General features: G+C 41.5%; 15 protein-coding genes. 10 read left to right on the plus strand and 5 right to left on the minus strand.

Features of this window, described 5'->3' with window-relative positions; translation table 11 throughout:
* Window positions 1–13 precede the first annotated feature (13 nt).
* The 3 genes from GO009_RS02560 to GO009_RS02570 all read left to right on the plus strand — a co-directional run bounded on the left by GO009_RS02560 (window position 14) and on the right by GO009_RS02570 (window position 2,443).
* On the plus strand, window positions 14–460 hold the full coding sequence (locus GO009_RS02560) for a type I restriction enzyme HsdR N-terminal domain-containing protein (protein WP_163624629.1): 447 nt from the start codon (window positions 14–16) through the stop codon (window positions 458–460).
* A 12-nt stretch (window positions 461–472) separates the two neighbouring features.
* Window positions 473–1,474 carry a glycosyltransferase family 2 protein gene (locus tag GO009_RS02565; protein WP_163624631.1) on the plus strand — a complete coding sequence of 334 codons (1,002 nt, stop codon included), beginning with the start codon at window positions 473–475 and terminating at the stop codon, window positions 1,472–1,474.
* 96 nt (window positions 1,475–1,570) lie between these two features.
* Window positions 1,571–2,443 carry an OmpA family protein gene (locus GO009_RS02570; protein WP_163624633.1) on the plus strand — a complete coding sequence of 291 codons (873 nt, stop codon included), beginning with the start codon at window positions 1,571–1,573 and terminating at the stop codon, window positions 2,441–2,443.
* 95 nt (window positions 2,444–2,538) lie between these two features.
* Here GO009_RS02570 and GO009_RS02575 read toward each other — a convergent pair whose 3' ends face one another.
* On the minus strand, window positions 2,539–3,159 hold the full coding sequence (locus tag GO009_RS02575) for an L-threonylcarbamoyladenylate synthase (RefSeq protein WP_163624634.1): 621 nt from the start codon (window positions 3,157–3,159) through the stop codon (window positions 2,539–2,541).
* A 216-nt stretch (window positions 3,160–3,375) separates the two neighbouring features.
* Between GO009_RS02575 and GO009_RS02580 the strand changes: the two genes are divergently transcribed.
* Entirely contained in the window at window positions 3,376–4,011 is a 636-nt protein-coding gene (locus GO009_RS02580) for a hypothetical protein (RefSeq protein WP_163624636.1), read from the plus strand.
* A gap of 387 nt (window positions 4,012–4,398) precedes the next feature.
* Here the strand turns inward: GO009_RS02580 and GO009_RS02585 are convergent, their stop codons facing one another.
* Both GO009_RS02585 and GO009_RS02590 read right to left on the minus strand, forming a co-directional pair.
* Window positions 4,399–6,612 (minus strand): acetylxylan esterase, encoded by a 2,214-nt coding sequence (locus GO009_RS02585; protein ID WP_163624638.1) that lies wholly within the window; start codon window positions 6,610–6,612, stop codon window positions 4,399–4,401.
* 110 nt (window positions 6,613–6,722) lie between these two features.
* Window positions 6,723–9,053, minus strand: a complete 2,331-nt coding sequence (locus GO009_RS02590; protein ID WP_163624640.1) for an ATP-dependent helicase — start codon at window positions 9,051–9,053, stop codon at window positions 6,723–6,725.
* A gap of 138 nt (window positions 9,054–9,191) precedes the next feature.
* On the opposite strand from GO009_RS02590, the gene GO009_RS02595 reads away from it, so the two are divergent.
* The 5 genes from GO009_RS02595 (at window position 9,192) to GO009_RS02615 (ending at window position 14,193) form a co-directional block, all read left to right on the plus strand.
* Entirely contained in the window at window positions 9,192–9,731 is a 540-nt protein-coding gene (locus tag GO009_RS02595; RefSeq protein WP_163624642.1) for a DsrE family protein, read from the plus strand.
* 15 nt (window positions 9,732–9,746) lie between these two features.
* The gene (locus GO009_RS02600; RefSeq protein WP_163624644.1) at window positions 9,747–11,033 is read left to right on the plus strand and encodes an amidohydrolase; all 1,287 of its coding nucleotides are present in this window, start codon (window positions 9,747–9,749) and stop codon (window positions 11,031–11,033) included.
* A 174-nt stretch (window positions 11,034–11,207) separates the two neighbouring features.
* A complete protein-coding gene (locus tag GO009_RS02605) occupies window positions 11,208–12,782 on the plus strand; it encodes an FMN-binding glutamate synthase family protein (RefSeq protein ID WP_163624646.1) in 1,575 nt (524 codons plus the stop codon).
* 38 nt (window positions 12,783–12,820) lie between these two features.
* On the plus strand, window positions 12,821–13,591 hold the full coding sequence (locus tag GO009_RS02610; protein ID WP_163624648.1) for a hypothetical protein: 771 nt from the start codon (window positions 12,821–12,823) through the stop codon (window positions 13,589–13,591).
* An 80-nt stretch (window positions 13,592–13,671) separates the two neighbouring features.
* Entirely contained in the window at window positions 13,672–14,193 is a 522-nt protein-coding gene (locus tag GO009_RS02615; RefSeq protein WP_163624649.1) for a hypothetical protein, read from the plus strand.
* Between the two features lie 721 nt (window positions 14,194–14,914).
* On the opposite strand, the gene GO009_RS02620 is transcribed toward GO009_RS02615, so the two are convergent.
* Both GO009_RS02620 and GO009_RS02625 read right to left on the minus strand, forming a co-directional pair.
* The gene (locus tag GO009_RS02620; RefSeq protein WP_163624651.1) at window positions 14,915–15,829 is read right to left on the minus strand and encodes a patatin family protein; all 915 of its coding nucleotides are present in this window, start codon (window positions 15,827–15,829) and stop codon (window positions 14,915–14,917) included.
* The gene (locus GO009_RS02625; protein WP_163624653.1) at window positions 15,826–17,916 is read right to left on the minus strand and encodes a M1 family metallopeptidase; all 2,091 of its coding nucleotides are present in this window, start codon (window positions 17,914–17,916) and stop codon (window positions 15,826–15,828) included. Before GO009_RS02625 ends, GO009_RS02620 begins: the two co-directional genes overlap by 4 nt.
* Window positions 17,917–17,962: 46 nt before the next feature.
* Between GO009_RS02625 and recG the strand changes: the two genes are divergently transcribed.
* Complete coding sequence (recG, locus tag GO009_RS02630; RefSeq protein ID WP_163624655.1) at window positions 17,963–20,068, plus strand: ATP-dependent DNA helicase RecG; 2,106 nt, start codon at window positions 17,963–17,965, stop codon at window positions 20,066–20,068.
* The last annotated feature ends 25 nt before the right edge of the window (window positions 20,069–20,093 follow it).

A 20,093-nucleotide genomic window follows, 5' to 3' on the forward strand; every position in this document is an offset into this window, starting at 1 on the left:
CCAGTTTTGTAGCATGCAAGCTTTGAACTTTCCGTCTTATTCATTTCGAATCAAAAATAGCCAAAATAGACAGTACATTTTTGACGATATACGTAAAAAATTTGTGGTACTCCAACCTGAAGAATGGGTACGACAGCATGTACTTCATTTTTTGGTGTATACGAAAAACTACCCTAAAAGCCTGGTGAATGCCGAAAAGCAACTAACGGTCAACAAACTCAAGAAACGCTACGATATTGTTGTTTTTAATTCGGATGGTTCCATTTTTCTGCTTGTGGAGTGCAAAGCACCCGAAATTAAAATAACCCAATCCACCTTCGACCAAATTGCGAGGTACAACTATCAACTAAAAGCGGATCACCTTATGGTGACCAATGGTTTGGAACATTATTATTGTGAAATGGACCACGGAAATGAAAAATACAGGTTTTTAGAGGAAATTCCTGATTTTAGCCGTTAATTTGCCTCCGTTTTGAAAATTGCCGTCGTCATACTCAATTGGAATGGGGAAGCCTTGCTCGAAAGGTTCCTGCCTTCCGTCATGGAATATTCCGAAGGGGCCGATATTTATGTGGTGGACAATGCGAGTACCGATGGTTCTGTCGATTTTTTAAAGCAACACTACCCTACTATTGGGATTGTTCAAAATGCTGGGAACGGAGGTTTTGCCAAAGGTTACAACGATGGGTTAAAAAACATTGAGGCAGATGTGTTCTGCTTGTTGAATTCTGATGTTGAGGTAACTCCAAACTGGCTAAAACCCATAAAAGAAGCCTTTAACAACCTTCCCGACGCTTCCATAATCCAACCCAAAATATTGGATCTTAACCAAAAGGACCATTTTGAATATGCCGGTGCAGCTGGAGGGTTTATAGACATGTTCGGTTATCCATTTTGCAGGGGAAGAATTTTTCAGACCATAGAAAAGGACGAAGGTCAGTACGACGATGTAAAAGAAGTTTTTTGGGCCACAGGTGCATGTATGTTTATCAAAAGTGATGTGTTCCGAAAACTAGGTGGCTTCGATGAGGACTACTTTGCCCATCAAGAAGAAATTGACCTGTGTTGGCGGGCCAAAAATGCCGGGCACAAAGTGTATTACGTTGGTCAAAGCCATGTGTATCATTTGGGGGGCAGTACATTGTCCAATATGAATCCCAAAAAAACTTTTCTCAATTTTAGGAACTCACTCTACTCCATCACAAAAAACCTTCCAAGAAAAAAAGCACTTCCCATAATTTTTGTCCGTTTACTACTGGATGGCATTGCTGCAGTACGATTTATTTTTCAATTAAAGTTCGACCACTGTTTTGCCATTTTAAAGGCTCATCTCAGTTTTTATGTTAACTTTATAAAAATGTACAGAAAGCGCGAAAAAGCTAATTTTTTATTAAAGTACCACATTACGACATCCATAGTATGGTCCTATTTCGTACATCAAATAAATAATTTTAACATTTTAGTAAAAGATTAACGATGCCTAAATATAGATACCTTGCTTTTTATCTAATTTTGGTATTGTTTTTCGACATTTGATAAATCTAACAATCCTTAAATTATATTCTGAACTATGAAAAAAATTTTTCTAGGAACATTGGCGATGACAGTTCTTCTATCTTCTTGCGTATCGCAAAAGAAATATGCCGATCTTGAAGCCAAACACAAAGAAACCCAAGACCTATTGAATTCTGCAACCGTTAAATTGAACGATTGCTTGGAAGAAAAAGCAACTGCAGATTCCAGGTTGAAAACACTTGAAGACCAAAACGCATTCCTTAAAGCAAATAACCAAGAGCTCATCAACAACATGGGCAACTTGACAACGCTTACTACAAAAGGTGCCGAAAACCTTGAGAAGTCCCTTGAAAGTCTTCAGGAAAAAGACCTTACCATCAGAAAATTGCAAAATGCCGTTACACGTAGGGATTCTGTAAACCTTGCTTTGGTACAGAGCCTAAAAGGCGTATTGGGCAACTTGGATGACGAAGACATCGAAATTAGTGTTGAAAAAGGTGTTGTATTCGTATCCATTTCCGATAAATTGTTGTTTAGAAGCGGAAGCTACAACGTAACAAACGCAGCAAAAGAAGTGCTTGGCAAAGTAGCCAAAGTAGTGAACAACAAGCCCGATTTTGAATTTATGGTAGAAGGACACACCGATAATGTGCCGATTAGAACTTCAGAACTTGCAGATAACTGGGACTTGAGTGTGAAGAGAGCAACTTCTGTTGTTCGTATCCTTCAAAACGACTTTGGTGTAGATCCAGCTAGAATGACAGCTGCAGGACGTAGCTACTATGTGCCACTTGTTGATAACGATACTTCTGCCAATAGAGCTAAGAACAGAAGGACAAGAATTGTCGTACTTCCAAAAATCGATCAGTTCTACAACATGATCGAAGAAGGAATGAAAGATCCAGCAATAGGCGGTACAGGCAAATAAGAAATAAGCTTTAGCTTACAATTAAAAGCGGCCAATTGGCCGCTTTTTTTATTGGACTTATTAGGAATTGCAATTGAAATGGGGTTTACAGGCCCTTAAAATATCTCAAGGCTACCCTTGCCCTCCCGGATTACTACGGGTTCATCGCCGGAAAGGTCTATTACTGTAGATGCCACATTATCCCCATAACCACCATCAATCACAATATCCACAAGGTTCTTCCATTTCTCGTAAATAAGTTCAGGATCTGTAGTATATTCCAAAATATCATCATCGTCCCGGATGGATGTAGAAACAATAGGATGGCCCAATTCGGACACCAAGGCCCGGGCAATTGCATTATCGGGCACACGGATACCCACCGTCTTTTTCTTTTTAAAATCTTTTGGAAGATTGTTGTTCCCCGGAAGTATAAAAGTATAGGGCCCGGGAAGGGTACGCTTTAATAATTTAAATGTTGGACCATCTATTTGCCGAACATAATCGGACAAATTACTCAAATCCGCACAAATAAAGGACCAATTGGCCTTTTCCAACTTTACACCTTTTATCCTTGCTATGCGCTGTAGGGCCTTTGAGTTGGTAATATCGCAACCAAGACCGTAAACAGTATCCGTGGGATAAATCACAAGCCCTCCTTTCCTAAGCACGTTCACAATTTTTTCAACTTGCTTGGGATTGGGGTTTTCTTCGTAAAGTCTTATCAACTCTGCCATTTTGTTAAATAATCTATAACAAAGATAATACTTATGCACTCAAAACTAAGCCTTCTACTGTACATGTTAAATGTTTGATAATACACACAACCAATCATCAGACCCGAATCTTTATAAAGGGAAATGGGCCATTCATCAATTCATATAGGCCATTGGTTGATTTTGCCCCTTAACATTGAAATTTATATCCCACCTTTAGATAAAAATCACATTCTTATGAAATTGAAAACACTATTTATAGCATGCATCAGTTTTGGACTTTTGATACCTTTCACAAGCTGCAACAATTACAATTCTAAGGAAGACGAACAATTTGATGCAAAAAACACTCTTGCCCAATTGAACAATTTATTAATTCAACTTAATGGGCTAGATACTGTTGATTGTCAAAACTTGGACGAAATAGTGACCATAAACGAAAAAATACGGGGAATAATTGAAAGCATACGGTCCACCAAAAAATTTGATAGTTTGGCAACCACATATAATAAAGCTGAGCACCAGATTGGGTTCGTGGTCTCGGACAATCAACAATTCGGTGTTTTTTCCTGGGAAACCAAAATGGATTGTATGGGGCACAACATTAAAAACATTGCCCTTTATAAATCCAAAAATAGGATTGTAGCATCCTCCCTTTATGGAAAACCCATGATCTACCATGGGATAATATCTAAGAATCAAGGCAACGGTAAAACCATATACCTTCTCAATGGCAGATTTTCTTCGAAAAAAAAGCATTTTAATACAACTACCAAAGCCTATACTATAACCAATGGAAGCTTGGCTGAATCGCAAATTCCGTTGTTGGGAAAACTCCACGAAGGATATGCTACAACTGAATTTGAACAATAACATGCTTTCATATTTGGCAATGTGAAGTACACAGCAACCCTTGCCTTTGTGTTTGAGCTTGAACTTAAGTTTGATGCCCGATGCTGGTTGCTCGATGCCTGAACCTATCATCATAAAAGTGTAAATATGTTCGTGCAAATCCGTAAAATTCATCAACCTAGCCAATCGTCATTCCGAACTGGTTTCGGAATCCCATAAGAGGAGACCCCGAAACCTCCTTTGCTGGTAGACAGGTGAGTTCAAGGCAAGGAGGTTCTTTGCTTTTGTTTATCTTCTTTCTGCATTTGAACTTGAACTTGAACTTGAACTTGTCGGAAGTCAGTTTGTAGTGGCAGTAACCCAATAACTGAATAACCCAATAATATTTTCCATTGACAAACTTTATTTTTAGTTGCTTTTCCTGTATAACCCAATATCATCCAAAACAACAACCCCCAAAGTATCCTTGTCAAAAACTAGATTGATGCTTTTCAGGTTGGATAGATTCAAACTGACGTTCTGTTTTAAGAAAGAGGAAATTGGCACGTAACAACTTTTCAGTTGGATTTCGGAAGCTTCACCAATCATTTCTTTATCCAAAAACTCGAATTTGGTGAACTTGGTTTTGATGGTACTTGGCAATTTGTTGTCCTCAGCCAAGGCCACCGAAGCGGAATTGCCCAAACTATCCTTGAGCATAATGCTAAAATTGAAGCCCACATCAGGCATTTCAGGTTTTTCTTTATCCTCCATTTTTAATTCTGAAACATCCCCGATAGCCACGGAAAGGGCCAGAGTATCGACAGAACCAAAGTTCTTTAAAGTATCGGGAAGAGCTATACTGTAAATTGGAATGGAGTCCTTGTCAGCCTTCGCACCATAGTTCCATCCCAACACCAAGGCATTGTTCTGTTGACTTTCCCCATCTCTGGACAACAATTCTGTTTCACGCCATACCTTAAAATTTTCGGCATGCAATTTTATATCTTCTGAAGCACTGGTTACATCCAGATCACTTTCAAAGTTCACGAGTATTTTTTTGTAGGTATCACTATATTGACTCAAATAATCTTCTTTGGGCAGCCAATCACTTACCAAATCCACATTTTTGAACATGGGCAGGTAATCTCGGTTTCCCTTCAATACAGCTTCTGCAAAAGCGCTTACATATACTTTGGCGACTTGACGTTGTTCTTCGCCAGTTACCAAAGGCTTAAGATTGAGCAACCACTTCATGGGCGCGCCAAAATCCGATTTGCCCCATGTGGAGTTAAACTGACCATGATTGGCATGGTTCATATATAAACCTGCTTTAAAACCATCAAAACCTTCTGAAAATTGCAAACGATGAAAAGGCCGCATCCCCCAAAAACTGGTCTCATCCGAGTCATATGCCCCTTGAATTGACAAATAATTGATATCCTCGAGACTAATTTCACGATTATAGCGGTAATCCGTTGGCGCTATTGTGACGATTCCTTGTATGCCAAAATTAAAATTGAACTTCTCGTTGCCATTGTCGGGAAATCTATCTAATTTATTGAAAGCTGCTGCGATGGATACCGCTTCGCCTCCTCGGGAATGCCCCACAAGCACAATATTGTCCATGTCCACTTTACCCTCGATATCCAGGTTGGCTCCATCGTTCCATTTTTGCCATTGTTCCAGATGTTTTAGCAAAAGCCACCCACGAGCGGGCATTTCTTTTCCCATAAAATCTCCGGACCAATGCCCATTGATGAAATTCTCATCAACTGAAACACCTATGACCCCCCTGCTGGCCAAAAGTTCTCCAAGATAGGCATAGCCTCCATCCGAATAATCGAGCATACTATGGTTACCGTGCACCATCATTACCATAGGGAAAGGTCCTTCTCCTTTGGGCATATACACACGTGCATTCAATGGAAAGCTATCCACACCAAAGCCCCAATATTTTTCACGCCATTTCTTCTTTTTCCCTTTCCACTCAGGAAGCAATAGTGAAGCATCAACCGTCGGGGTTTTTATCTTAACACCTTCTGCATATTCAGGTCGTTTTTCATCCGTTCCGCTTCCGTAGGTAAAAACTTCTACCTCAAAATTTCCTTTTTGGGAAGGGTCATCAATACCTCTTTCACTCAAAAAGGTAACATCAATAGTTTCTTCTGAAGATGAATTTTCCACGTAAGGATCACCATCCAAAGCATTGAATCCATAAAAGCCTAAAACTCCTAGGGCAACACCTATAACAACAAGAACGGTCCCTTTTTTAGTATTCTTTTTTTTGACGATTTGCCAAATTCCAAAATTGAGCAAGATGAAACAAATAAAGCCAAACAATGCCAATCCGTAAAATAAAATAGAAGGCCACCTGAAGGCATACATTCGCATAATACAAAGTGCCAAAAAACCGCTAAGAGCGGTAGTCGCCAGAGTAATTGGGATTTTTTTGGTGAAAGGGGCAATCCAAGTCAATACTAATTTTAAGATGATGAGCAATACAAAGCCAATTAGAACTCCTGCCAGCATTGTCACCCATGCAGGGTATCCAATGGCATAATGATAGCCTGCCACTCCGAAAAGTGTAATAACAAGAAATGCAATTGCTAAAAAAACAGGTTTAAAAAAGAGGTCTTTCATAAAGAAGAGGTTGGTTTGGTCTATTAATTGAAAATAATAGCACTGAATTTAAGCATTTTTACCCTCCCTAGTAGACCCCGAAAAAATTATTTGGAGAATCTTAAATAGGTTTAGGCATTATCCAAAACCTCAAGTTTGGCAAAACGGAGCAGTAACTTTTTAATGCCGCCCTGATCAAAATGGATTTCAGCCTTTCTATCATTCCCCACACCTTCTATATTTAGTATTTTCCCTCTTCCGAATCGGGTGTGGTTCACTCGTGCACCTGTCACCAGGCCTGGATCTAAATCCATAGGTTTGGTCGGGGCAGAAATTTCAGGTTTGAGCTTCCTTAATTTACGCAACTGGTTTTCGCTGGGCTTTTGCACACTTGGTGGCGTCCCGTTTTTCGGTTTCACCTGTCTTAGTTTGCTCTTGTCCACCTCTCCAAAAATATTCTTGTCGATCGTGGATTTATACCGATAACCATCGTTCACGGGAGTTAGGTTCTCCACATACTTCTCTTCTATTTCCTCCAAAAACCGACTCGGTTCGGCATCAATGAGTTTGCCCCATCTGTATCTGTTTTGGGTATAGGTAAGAAATGCTTGCTTTTCGGCCCTTGTTAGCGCTACGTAAAACAACCTTCGCTCCTCTTCCAACTCACTTCGGGTATTCATGCTCATGGCCGATGGAAACAAATCCTCCTCCATTCCAACAATGTACACGTAAGGAAACTCCAACCCTTTTGCCAAGTGGATGGTCATTAGAGCTACCCTATCATCATCCTCGATATCTTTATCCATATCTGTGGCCAGGGCAACATCTTCCAAAAACTCGGTCAAGCTACCTGTGGCATCGGCAATTTCTTTTTGACCCTCTACAAAATCTTTGATCCCGTTCAATAGTTCCTCGATGTTCTCCATCTTGGCAATACCTTCGGGCGTACCATCTTTTTTGAACTCCAACAACAGCCCTGTTTTTTTGGCCACATGTTCCGCCAGGGTAAATGCATCGGAACCCTCATTCATGATTTGGAAGCTCTTGATCATGGTAACGAAATCCGTCAACTTACGCTTGGTTCCGGCATTGATGTTCAAATTGAGCTTGTCCAGATGCTCCATTACCTCATAAATGGAACGTCCGTAATGGTTAGCTGCCACCACCAGCTTATCCACAGTGGTCTGCCCTATCCCACGTGTGGGGAAGTTGATGACCCGCTTTAGCGCTTCCTCATCTTTAGGGTTGATGATAAGTCGCAAATAGGCCAATACATCCTTAATCTCCTTTCTTTGGTAGAACGACAATCCGCCATAAATACGATAGGGAATATCCCGCTTGCGGAGGGCATCTTCAATGGCACGGGATTGTGAATTGGTTCGATACAAAACAGCAAACTCACCGTTTTGCATTTGTTGCTGCATTTTGTTCTCAAAAATGGAACCTGCCACATACCGTCCCTCTTCGGCATCGGTAACGCTCCGGTGTATTTTTATGAGTCCGCCATCATCGTTGGAGGTCCAAACATTCTTTTCCAACTGGTTTTTATTGTTCGCGATGATAGAATTGGCTGCGTTTACAATATTTTTTGTGGAACGATAGTTCTGTTCCAAACGATAAACGGCAACATTATCATAATCCCTTTGGAAATTTAAGATGTTACTGATGTTCGCTCCACGGAACGAATAGATACTCTGGGCATCGTCCCCTACCACGCAAATGTTTTGGTATCGGTCCGACAGTGCTTTTACAATCAAGTACTGAGAATGGTTGGTATCCTGGTACTCATCCACCAAAATGTATCGGAAACGGTCCTGATACTTCATCAATACCTCTGGGAAACGGGTCAACAACTCATTGGTCCGCAACAAAAGGTCATCAAAGTCCATCGCACCCGCCTTGAAGCATCTATCCACATAATTCTGATAAATCTCCCCTAATCTTGGGCGTTTGGCCATGGCATCGGCCTCCATTAATTCAGGGTTCTGAAAATAGGCTTTGACGGTAATCAAGCTGTTTTTGTAAGATGAAATCCGGTTTTGTACCTGCTTGTATTTGTAAATATCCTTGTCCAGCCCCATTTCCTTGATGATGGAAGCAATCAAACGTTGGGAATCCTGTGTATCGTAAATGGTAAAGTTGCTTGGATAGCCCAGTTTATCGCCATCGTACCGAAGCAGTTTGGCAAATACGGAGTGGAACGTACCCATCCAAAGATTCTTAGCTTCGGAATTACCGACAATGGTAGCAATACGTTTCTTCATTTCGCGCGCTGCCTTATTGGTAAAGGTCAGGGCCAAAATATTAAATGAGTCCACCCCTTGCTCCATCAAGTGGGCGATTCTGTAAGTGAGCACCCGGGTTTTACCAGAGCCTGCACCCGCAATTACCATCAACGGACCATCTTTGTGCAATACAGGGGCACGCTGCGCATCATTCAATTCATCTATAAAACTGCTCAAGGACTAGAAACTTTTAAAGTAGGCGTGAAATTAGCCATTATTGAGCTCTTGCTAAAATCATCCTTTCAATTTTTATAAACACCGTAACCGGTTTTCTTCTGATTTTAAATATATTTAAGGTCTTAACCAAAATAGCTGATGAATTTTCACCGCCTCCCCCTATTCCTTTTAGTTTTTGTTACATTTTCTGGAATTTCACAAGAAACCAAATCAGGTCCCATTGTAGAAAACTACGGTGCCGTTTGGGAAATAGACAACCCAGACTTTAAAACAGACAAATCACAAGAGTTTAAAGTGGTTTTTGATGTTAAAAATGGACCAGAATCCGACACCGAAATCAATAAAAACCTGAATACAGTAGCGCGTTTTTTAAATATGCACGCCCAAAGCGGCATCCCTGCTTCGCAATTAAAAGCTGCACTTATCGTGCATGGGACGGCTGCAAGAAACTTACTGACGGACGAAGCTTTTCGAAACAGATACAAAGTAGACAACCCAAACCGAGAACTTGTAGAGGATTTATTGGAAGCTGGTGTGGAAGTCATTATATGCGGACAATCTTCAAAAACCAGAGGTCTTCCAAAGGAAGATTTGATTCCTGGTGTTAAAATTGCCCTCTCCGCAATGACGGCCAATATCCAGCTTCAAAATCAAGGATACCGTCAAATTAAATTATAAACCAACACTTATATTATGAAGAAAATTTTAGCACTTGCACTATTTTCCGCAAGTTTATCCATGTATGCCCAAGACCATGGGCTCGAAAAGGACATCGCTGCTGTCGAATCTAAAGTAATCGAATGGCGCCGCGATATGCACCAAAACCCAGAACTCAGCAACAGAGAATTTAAAACGGCTGAAAAAATTGCCACTCATTTAAGATCTTTGGGTATCGAAGTACAAACAGAGGTTGCCCATACGGGTGTAGTCGGACTTTTAAAAGGGGACCATCCCGGAAAAGTAGTTGCCCTTAGAGCTGATATTGATGCCCTACCGGTTACCGAAAGAAACGACCTTCCATTTAAATCTGAAGTCAAATCTGAATATTTAGGCGAAGAAGTCGGTGTGATGCATGCTTGCGGACACGATACCCATATTGCCATTATGATGGGAACCGCAGAGGTTTTGGCCAAAAACAAGGATAAAATCCACGGAACCATAAAATTCATATTCCAGCCTGCCGAAGAAGGAGCTCCTCCAGGAGAGGAAGGCGGTGCCGAACTTATGGTGAAAGAAGGCGTACTGGAAAACCCCAAGGTAGATGCCATTTATGGCCTTCATATTGGTTCCTACCTACCTGTGGGACACATTGCGTATAAACCAGGTGGAGCTTTGGCTGCAGCGCAGCGATTTGTCGTCAAAATCAAAGGAAAGCAATCTCACGGTTCACAGCCTTGGGGTGGAATCGACCCTATTTTTGTAGCCTCCAAAATTGTGGATGGCTTTCAATCCATCATTAGCCGTGAATTAGAATTGACCAAAGAGGCGGCAGTAATTACCGTTGGAAAAATAAGTGGTGGTGTACGAAACAATATCATCCCGGAAAGTGCCGAACTTATCGGAACTATCCGTACCTTGGATTACGACATGCAAAAACAAGTTAACGATAGAATGAAGGAGATGGCAGAAACCATTGCCAAGGCATATCGCGCCGAAGCTACTGTGGAAATTGCCAAAGGAGTACCAATCACCTATAACGACCTTGACCTGACCGCAGCATCACTTCCAAGTCTTCAAGAGGTGGCCGGTGAAGAAAACGTACATTTGATCAAAGCCATTACGGGAGCAGAGGATTTTTCGTTCTACCAAGAAAAAATCCCAGGTTTCTTTTACATTTTGGGCGGTAAAGACCCCAATGCCGGTCCCGACGAGCATTTTCCGCACCACACTCCCGATTTTAAAATTGATGATAGTGGGTTACAACTAGGTGTAAAAGCTATGACCGAAATTGCATTGGATTATTTGGACAGAAGCAAATAAATATTTTTTAAAAGCTTGGTGTCGATATCCATCCAAAGGCGAACAGGCTTTTCCAAAGGAAAAACCCGAACTTACACTATTTAAAATAACATCAAACTAAGGCCCCAATATCTCCCTAATTTGGAAAATGGATATTGGGGCTTGATATTTGTAGTTACTCTTCAAATTAAAAAGATGGAAGCATTCCTTGATTTTTTGGCCGATATACCATGGTGGGCTTGGGTATTGATTTTTCTATTATTGGTTGCCGTACGTGATATCTTTCTTCAAAAAGCCCATACCATTAGCCACAACTACCCTATTGTTGGGCATCTGCGCTATTGGTTGGAAAGCATTGGCCCGGAAATGCGGCAGTATTTTGTGGCCAACAATCGGGAAGAACTCCCCTTTAACCGCATAGAACGTAGCTGGATTTACGCATCTGCAAAAAAAGAGAACAATTATGAAGGCTTTGGAACGGATAGGGATATCTACAAACACCAACATATTTTCATCAAAAATGCCATGATCGGTTTTCAAGTGCCCGAAAACCATCCAAATATTGAACACCCATATTTTCTACCCTGCGCCAAGGTGATGGGTGCCTATAATAAACGGAGAAAACCATATCGTCCCGCATCCATCATCAATGTTTCCGCCATGAGCTTTGGGTCGTTATCGGCCGCTGCCATTGAATCATTGAACAAGGGAGTCGAAAAATGTGGCGCTTACCATAACACAGGCGAAGGTGGACTTTCTCCCTATCACAAACAAGGCGGGGACGTTATTTTTCATTTTGGTACAGGCTATTTTGGTGTGAGGTCACGAGATGGAGGATTTTCCATGGATAAACTAAAGGTTTTAGTGGACGATAACCCATGCATCAAAGCCATTGAGATAAAACTATCCCAAGGAGCAAAACCCGGTAAAGGCGGTGTGCTTCCTGGCTCAAAAATTACACCAGAGCTTGCAGAGATACGTGGTGTTGAAGTCGGCAAGGATGTTATTTCCCCCCCCACCCACAAAGCATTCACAACAATCCCAGAACTTTTGGAGTTTATCGAATCCATTGCAGAGGAAACTGGATTGCCCGTCGGCATAAAAGGTGCCATTGGAAAAGTCGAGCAGTGGGAAGAATTGGCCGATTTAATGAAAAAGACGGGCAAAGGACCGGATTTTATCACCATTGATGGTGGCGAAGGGGGTACAGGAGCCGCTCCCCCTAGTTTTGCCGATCATGTATCCTTGCCGTGGACGTATGGATTTTCCAAAGTATACAGTTTGTTCATGGAACACGGACTTACGGAAAGAGTCGTATTTATTGGCAGCGGCAAGCTGGGTTTCCCTGGAAAAGCCGCAATGGCATTTGCCATGGGTGCCGACTGCATTAACGTAGCCCGGGAAGCCATGATGAGCATTGGGTGCATTCAAGCACAGGTTTGCCATACCAACCGTTGTCCTGCTGGTGTCGCCACCCAAAGTAAGTGGCGTCAAAGCGGCATGAATGTGCCTTTAAAATCCGATAGACTGGCACAATACTTTAAAACATTCAGAAAAGAGTTGTTGGAAATCACCCATGCTGCGGGTTACGAGCATCCTTGTCAATTTAATATGGATGATGTACAAGTAAACGTGGATGATGATTATCTTAGTAGCGATTTAAAATCTGTTTATGGATATCAAAAAGAAAAGGTGAAATTTGAATCCATGCAGCAGCTTTTTGATTGCGAACACTTAGGTGGAAAGCCAGCATTTAAAAAAACATTTTAATTTAGACCCAAATATATAAACAAGCAATTGTACTACTTATGAAACGAAATTTACTCCTAATCCTACTTCTGGCAATAACTACAAGTGCTTTTTCACAACGAAAAAGTGAACTTTTTGCTGAAATAGACACATTGAAGACCAGAATCTCCGAAGTGGAGCAGGAATTAGCAAAGGCAAGACGAGAAATATCATCAGCCAATGCCGAGGCAGAGACCCTTAAAGCAGAAAACGTAACCCTTCGTGATGCCAATGCAACACTTTTGGGCAATATGAGCAACTTCTCACAACTGTCAAAACAAAATTCGGAGAACGTAGATCGTGCCATGGAAGCCCTGGCCAGAAAGGAAAAACAACTTAGTGGCATCAATGATATGATTTCTTCCAACGATTCCACTGCCATTGTCTCCTTGACAAATATTAAGAAAACTATGGGCGAAAATGCCAAAGTCGGTGTGGAACAAGGCATCGTAACCATCAGCAACAGTCTAAGCTCACTTTTTGGTTCGGATACTGGTGCAGAGTTGACCGAAGAGGGCAAAACATGGTTGGCCGGTGTTGCCAACGTGATTAAAGCCAACCCCAATTTTAAAGCAGAGGTCGAAGGATTGAACATTACTGGGGAGTTTGCCCCTACCTACAACCAAGTAGCCGTTGTGGCTTCAGAATTGGTAACTGTTTTGGAGGTTCCCGCAGAAAGCATCAGTGTTACTGCCAAGGATGGTAATTTCAAGGAGGGCATTAACATCAAACTACAGCCTGACTACAAAGGTTTTTATGCAAAGGCCAAAGAAAGTACAAAAGGTAACTAATAACCTTTTGGCTTAAAATACTTTTTGGGATTTTGATGCGTTCTAGGTAGTGTAAAACCAATAAAAAATCAAACTTCCTTATGAGTGGAGATCAAATCCTTCAGTTATTTGCTTATTTATTACCCGCGGTTGTTACCGGAGCAGTTGCTTTTTATTTTTTTAGGTTACATACCCGTAACGAAGATGGCCGCAGACGGTTTTTGCTGCACAAAGATTCCCAAAAAGAAACTTTGCCCGTTCGTTTGCAAGCTTATGAGCGCATGGCCCTTTTCTTGGAACGAATTGCTTTGAACAGCTTGGTTGTGCGCGTTGCACCTACCGGAAAAAGCAAAAGCGATTACGAAAACCTATTGATCAAACAGATAGAGACGGAGTTTGAACACAATCTATCACAGCAGATTTATATGTCCGATTCTTGCTGGAACATCATTAAAACGGCCAAAAATGCTACCATACAAATCATTCGTTCCGCTGGGATGAGCGAGACCGATTCACCGGACAAGCTACGTGAAGATATTCTTAATCAAACCATGGAGAAGGAATCTCCGTCCAGTGCCGCTTTGGCCTTTGTAAAAAAAGAAGTTACCGAGCTTTGGGATTAATGCGGTTCAGTAATACAGTACAGTGGCAGTTGGCAGTAGGCAGTAGGCAGTAAGCAGTAAACAGTAGGCAGTCCGAAGTAACTCAATAATCCAATGTAGTCGGATGCACGATGTACGAAGTCTTGTCTCTCTCTTCTTTGCTCTTGAACTTGGTATTTGAACTTACAGTTCGCAGTAAACAGTAAACAGTAGGCAGTCTGCAGTAACCAATAACCCAATAACTTCTATGAACTTGATATTTGAGTTTGTCATTCCGTGCGGATGCTGAGCGAAGCCAAATCGTCATTTCGAAATGAGGTGCAGCGCATCGATTGAGAAATCTCTTTTGAAAGAGTAGCATCGAGCAGATTTCTCACCTTCCCGCTGGTCGGTTCGAAATGACAATGAAACAATTGTTGGGAGTCGGAAGTCGGATGTCCGAAGCACGAAGTCTTGGTTCTTGTGTCCAGCAGCGCAGCGGTCTTGGTTCTCTCCTCTTGCTTCTTTGTTCTATCTTCCATCCATTCACCCTTCAGCTTTCACCTTTTTGACACCAATTCCACGAATCATCACGAATTTTCTGTTCTTGAAATTGACGCTTGAGTTTGAACTTGCAGTGACAGTCCGCAGTAACCCAATAACTTAGTCAGAAATCCATTTTTTCTTGAAAAACCAGGCTAAATAACCTCGTGTGCCAAAAAACCATCAACAGAATAACCCTACTACAGAGTACTCGAACAGCCTATTCTTGCTTTTCAGGTTCAATTGGGCTCGTTTGCTCGTTCTTGTTCTTCGCATACAAATAACCGCGTTTCCACCATAAGGTCATTCGCTCCTTATTAAAGATCAATGAGTTTGTGGTAAGGACCGTTGGCGTATAGTAAAAATTAATGATCGCCCCCTTCCGATTGGCCACTAATTTGCCAATTCTGATATTTTGGTTTTCGATACGGTCCAGCATAAAGCCAAAAATGGTGGTAATCAAATCAAACGGGTTTTTAGAGGACATACGGTTTAAATGGTTCACCTCGGTATGGAGCACCACCACATCCACCTCAGTCGCTCCACGGTTCAATGCTTCTTCAATGGGAACTAAAGTTCCCAAGCCCCCATCGGCATACTCACAACCATTTTTCTTGACCAAACTCATAAATGGTGTGTAGTTGGACGAAATCCATATCCAATCACAGAACTCATCATACGTGCAATCGTTTATGGACTTATACTCTACTTGGTTCAACGAAAGATTGGAAACCGTTACGACCACATCCATCTTGCTTTGCTTCAATTCGTTGAATTCCTCCACTGTAATGGATTTTCGAATCAATTTTCTGAGATTTTCACTTTCTCCAAAGGTTTTTTTTCCTTTGATAAAGTTTTTGATCACATTCCAATGGTTTATGGCAATGATCTCGACCCCATACTTTTTTTTAATGATGAATGGACAATTACTGAAAATACTGTCTTGATTAACGTTTGAATAGATATTCTTGATTTTGTCCAACTTGTTCAGGGCCAAATGGGAAATCAATAGGCTCCCTGTGGATGTCCCGACAAATAAATCGTAATCGTGTTTGGCTTCTTGAATCAAAAATTGGGCAACACCGCCTGCAAAGGCTCCCTTGCTACCTCCTCCCGAAATGACCAATGCCCTCATTCCCCTAAAGTTTTTTCCAAATATTGTTTTTCTTGCTGACTTAGCAAAGGGTAAAGACTCTTAATGCGAGCTGTATTCCCTTCAGATTGCAAAAAGTCGTTGAGTATCTCCCTTGCCGATTTTTTAAAGTGCCACACATGATGATTGCAGGACTCCACCAAGTTCTTGAGTGTAGTATCTGTAAACCCACCTATATTGTTCAAGTATTGGAATGCAAGTAGGCGTGTCTCAAAATGATGTTCAGAACCCGTATAACCGCTTAATTCATCAAAATACAATGGTTTTGCACCTGGATTGTATTCAGGCGATACCAAAGCTAGGGTTAGCCATAACAATCGAATGTTTTTGTTGGGAAACCCTGTGATTCCATCCGTTTCATTAAGATATTTGCTTCTGTTTTGGGGAAAATCGGTCCATAATCGGTACAAAGCAGCCTCTAAGGTCGTGTAGCTTTTGTCCTTTAAAAGTCCTTCGATATCCGTTTGAAGTTCCCCCGAAATTTTATTTTGCGACAAAATAACGGCCTGCCTTATTTTTAAACCTTCAGATTTGATGATCTCCCCCAAAAAGTCTACGGACAGCTTATCCCCATGATCCAAAACCAAGTTTTCCTTTAATTGGTCGGATTTTATCTTGGCCCAAGCCCGTTTTAAAATCTTTTCAATATTCTCAGGCTTTTCTGCCATCCTATTTTTAAGCTCAAAATATGTTTTGATGGACGAGTTCTTTTCTTTCAAGAACGAAAGCACATGCTCATAAGGGAAATCAGGATTCTCCAACCATAATTGCTCAAAATCTTCAAGGTCGGTATTGGAAACCATTTCCATTTCCTCGATAAAATTGGGAATGGTCACATTTTTAAACGCATATGTATTGAGATAGTTCTGCACCCCCTTTTTAAAAGCGTCCTCTCCTACTCTATCTCTAAGCATTACCAAGGCCCAAGCGCCTTTTTCATAAAAAGTAAGGCTGCCTGCGTTCGGATTGCGAAGCGCCTCGCCCCCATCATCTCCAGAAAAACGTTGTAAGGCATTGGCCGTTTCCAACAGATGCCAATAGTAATAATCATCCCCAAAAATGTCCTTTTCCGCAAGATAGGCGTAAAATGTGGCAAAACCTTCGTGCAACCAATGGTGTTCGCTGCTGGTTTCGGTTACCAGATTTCCAAACCATTGGTGCGCCAGCTCGTGTGCATTCACATTCACGTAGTTTTTATCCACAAAAGCCGTGGAATCTATCACATATTGATTGGAAAATATAGTACAGGTCGTGTTCTCCATCCCTGCGTAAAGAAAATCCTGAACAGGAACCTGTTTATAATTCTGCCAAGGATAAGCCACGCCTATTTCGTTCTCCAAAAAATCGAAAATTTGCTTTGTGTATCTGTAGGTTGGCTCCACTTTTGTGAAATCCGTAGGTTCGTAATACAGTTCAAGCGGGACTCCTGAGGATGATTCAACCGTTTTTTTATTGTAATCTCCAATAGCAAAACCGACCAAATAACTGCTCATTGGTTTTTCCATATCAAACTGCCACAGATAGCCCTTGAAATCGGGCAAAGTGTCTTTCTTGACCAAATTCCCGTTAGCGATTACTGTATAATCCCGTTTTAGAAGAATATCAAGGTCAAACTCCACTTTTTCGCTCATATCGTCAAAACTGGGCAACCAATGGCTGGTGTATTTTCCCTGTCCTTGGGTCCAGACTTGCTCATTGTTCCTAACAGCATCGTCCCACCCTAAAAAATATACCGTTTGTTTTGGTTTGGCCACATAATCTAATTTTAGCTTATGGGTATCGCCTTTCACCATCTTTTTTTTGATGGTTATTTTCTGCCCATTATAATCATAATTTATTTTTGTGTCATCTAGAAAAACAGATGAAAAATCTAGATCTATGGCATCAAGATAAATGGAATCCACAGCTTCAATCACATTAAATTGATAGATCACACTACCATTAATGCGGTTTTCGGATGGTGTGGGCTCGATCAAAACGTCGGCCTGGACAAAGTCCACCTTACCCTGAATTTGTGCGAACGACAACTGTACAAATAAGAAAAAAACAAGAATGGGGCTCAGCTTCATACCATCATCTTATCAAAAGTCCTTCCAAATTACATATTTTAGTTCGATGAATCCCAATTTTCTGCAAACTCCCATAGCATATTTAAAAGGTGTTGGCCCCAACCGGGCCGATGTTTTAAAGGCCGAGTTGGGCATTGAGACCTTTAGGGACCTGCTGCATCTGTTCCCTAACCGTTATTTGGACAAAACGAGTTATTATAAAATCAATCAACTGCAACCTAGCGGTGCCGATGTACAGGTAGTGGGCAAAATTGTCCACATAAAAACGGTGGAACAAAAACGGGGAAAGCGCTTGGTGGCCACTTTTGTGGATGAAACGGGACAAATGGACCTGGTTTGGTTTCGGGGACACAAATGGATCAAGGAAAATTTAAAGTTGAACGAACCCTACGTGGTTTTTGGGCGGGTCAACAAATACGGGAGTACCTACTCGATGCCCCATCCCGAAATGGAGACTTTGCAAAAGCATCAACAGGGATTAAAAATGGTGATGCAGCCCATCTACCCTTCCACTGAAAAATTGAGCAATAAGGGCATCACCAATCGGGTTATTGGTAAAATGATCCAACAATTGTTCTTGGAATGCCAAGGCAAGTTTTCAGAATCGTTGTCGCCCGCTATTTTGGAAGAATTAAAACTGATTTCGAAGAGCTCCGCGCTTTTCAACATTCATTTTCCGAAGAATCAAGAATTATTGGCAAGGGCACAATTTCGATTAAAGTTTGAAGAGTTGTTTTTTGTGCAATTGCGGTTGATATCCCAAAATTTACAGCGGAAACAAAAAATAAAAGGAATGCCTTTTGAAGCTGTGGGCGAAAAGTTTACCGAATTCTTTGAAAACCACCTGCCCTTTGAACTAACGACAGCCCAGAAAAGGGTAATCAAGGAAATCCGTAACGATTTGGGGAGCAATGCCCAAATGAATCGACTTTTACAGGGCGATGTAGGTTCAGGAAAGACCATAGTAGCACTAATGTGCATGCTATTGGCCATTGACAACGGTTTTCAAGCCTGTTTAATGGCTCCAACAGAGATTTTGGCTACCCAGCATTACAACGGCCTCAAAGAGCTTTTGGAAAACATGGACGTTAAGATTGCCTTGTTGACAGGCTCCACAAAGAAATCCGAACGTACTTTGCTGCACAATCAACTGGAAAATGGCAATTTGAACATTTTAGTGGGCACCCATGCGGTTTTGGAGGACAAAGTCCAGTTCAAAAACCTTGGTTTGGCCATTGTGGACGAACAGCACCGATTTGGTGTGGCTCAGCGATCAAAATTGTGGCATAAAAATCAGACTCCTCCGCATGTTTTAGTAATGACAGCGACCCCCATTCCCAGAACTTTAGCTATGAGCCTGTACGGGGATTTGGATATCTCCGTTATAGATGAACTCCCTCCTGGCAGAAAACCAATCAAAACAGTACATCGTTTTGACAGTAACCGTTTAAAAGTATTCAGGTTCATCAAAGATGAAATCAAAAAAGGGAGACAAATCTATATCGTGTATCCGTTGATTCAAGAATCTGAAGCGCTAGATTACAAGGACTTAATGGATGGTTACGAAAGTATTGTCCGTGATTTTCCACAGCCCGAATACCAAATTTCCATTGTACACGGAAAAATGAAACCTGCCGACAAAGATTATGAAATGGAGCGCTTTGTAAAGGGGGAAACACAGATTATGATAGCCACTACGGTAATCGAGGTGGGTGTTAATGTACCCAATGCATCCGTAATGATCATTGAAAGCGCCGAACGGTTTGGATTATCGCAATTGCACCAGCTCCGAGGGCGTGTGGGCCGAGGCGCGGAACAAAGCTTTTGTATTTTAATGACAGGCCATAAACTTTCCGAGGATTCCAAAACCCGATTACAGACCATGGTACGCACCAACGATGGTTTTGAGATTGCCGAGGTCGACCTTAAGCTTCGTGGGCCGGGCGATTTAATGGGCACGCAACAGAGCGGTATGCTCAACCTTAAAATTGCTGATATTGTAAAGGACAATCAAATCTTGAAAACGGCCCGTTACCATGCCATCCAATTGCTAAAACACGACCCAAGACTGGAAAAAGCGGAAAATGCGCCTATTTTAACTGCCTATTCCAAGATGATGGCCAACAAAACCATGTGGAATTATATTAGTTGATTAAATTATCTGGTTTTGTTTTTTC

It is taken from the genome of Allomuricauda sp. TY007, assembly GCF_010468565.1.
GTDB lineage: Bacteria > Bacteroidota > Bacteroidia > Flavobacteriales > Flavobacteriaceae > Flagellimonas.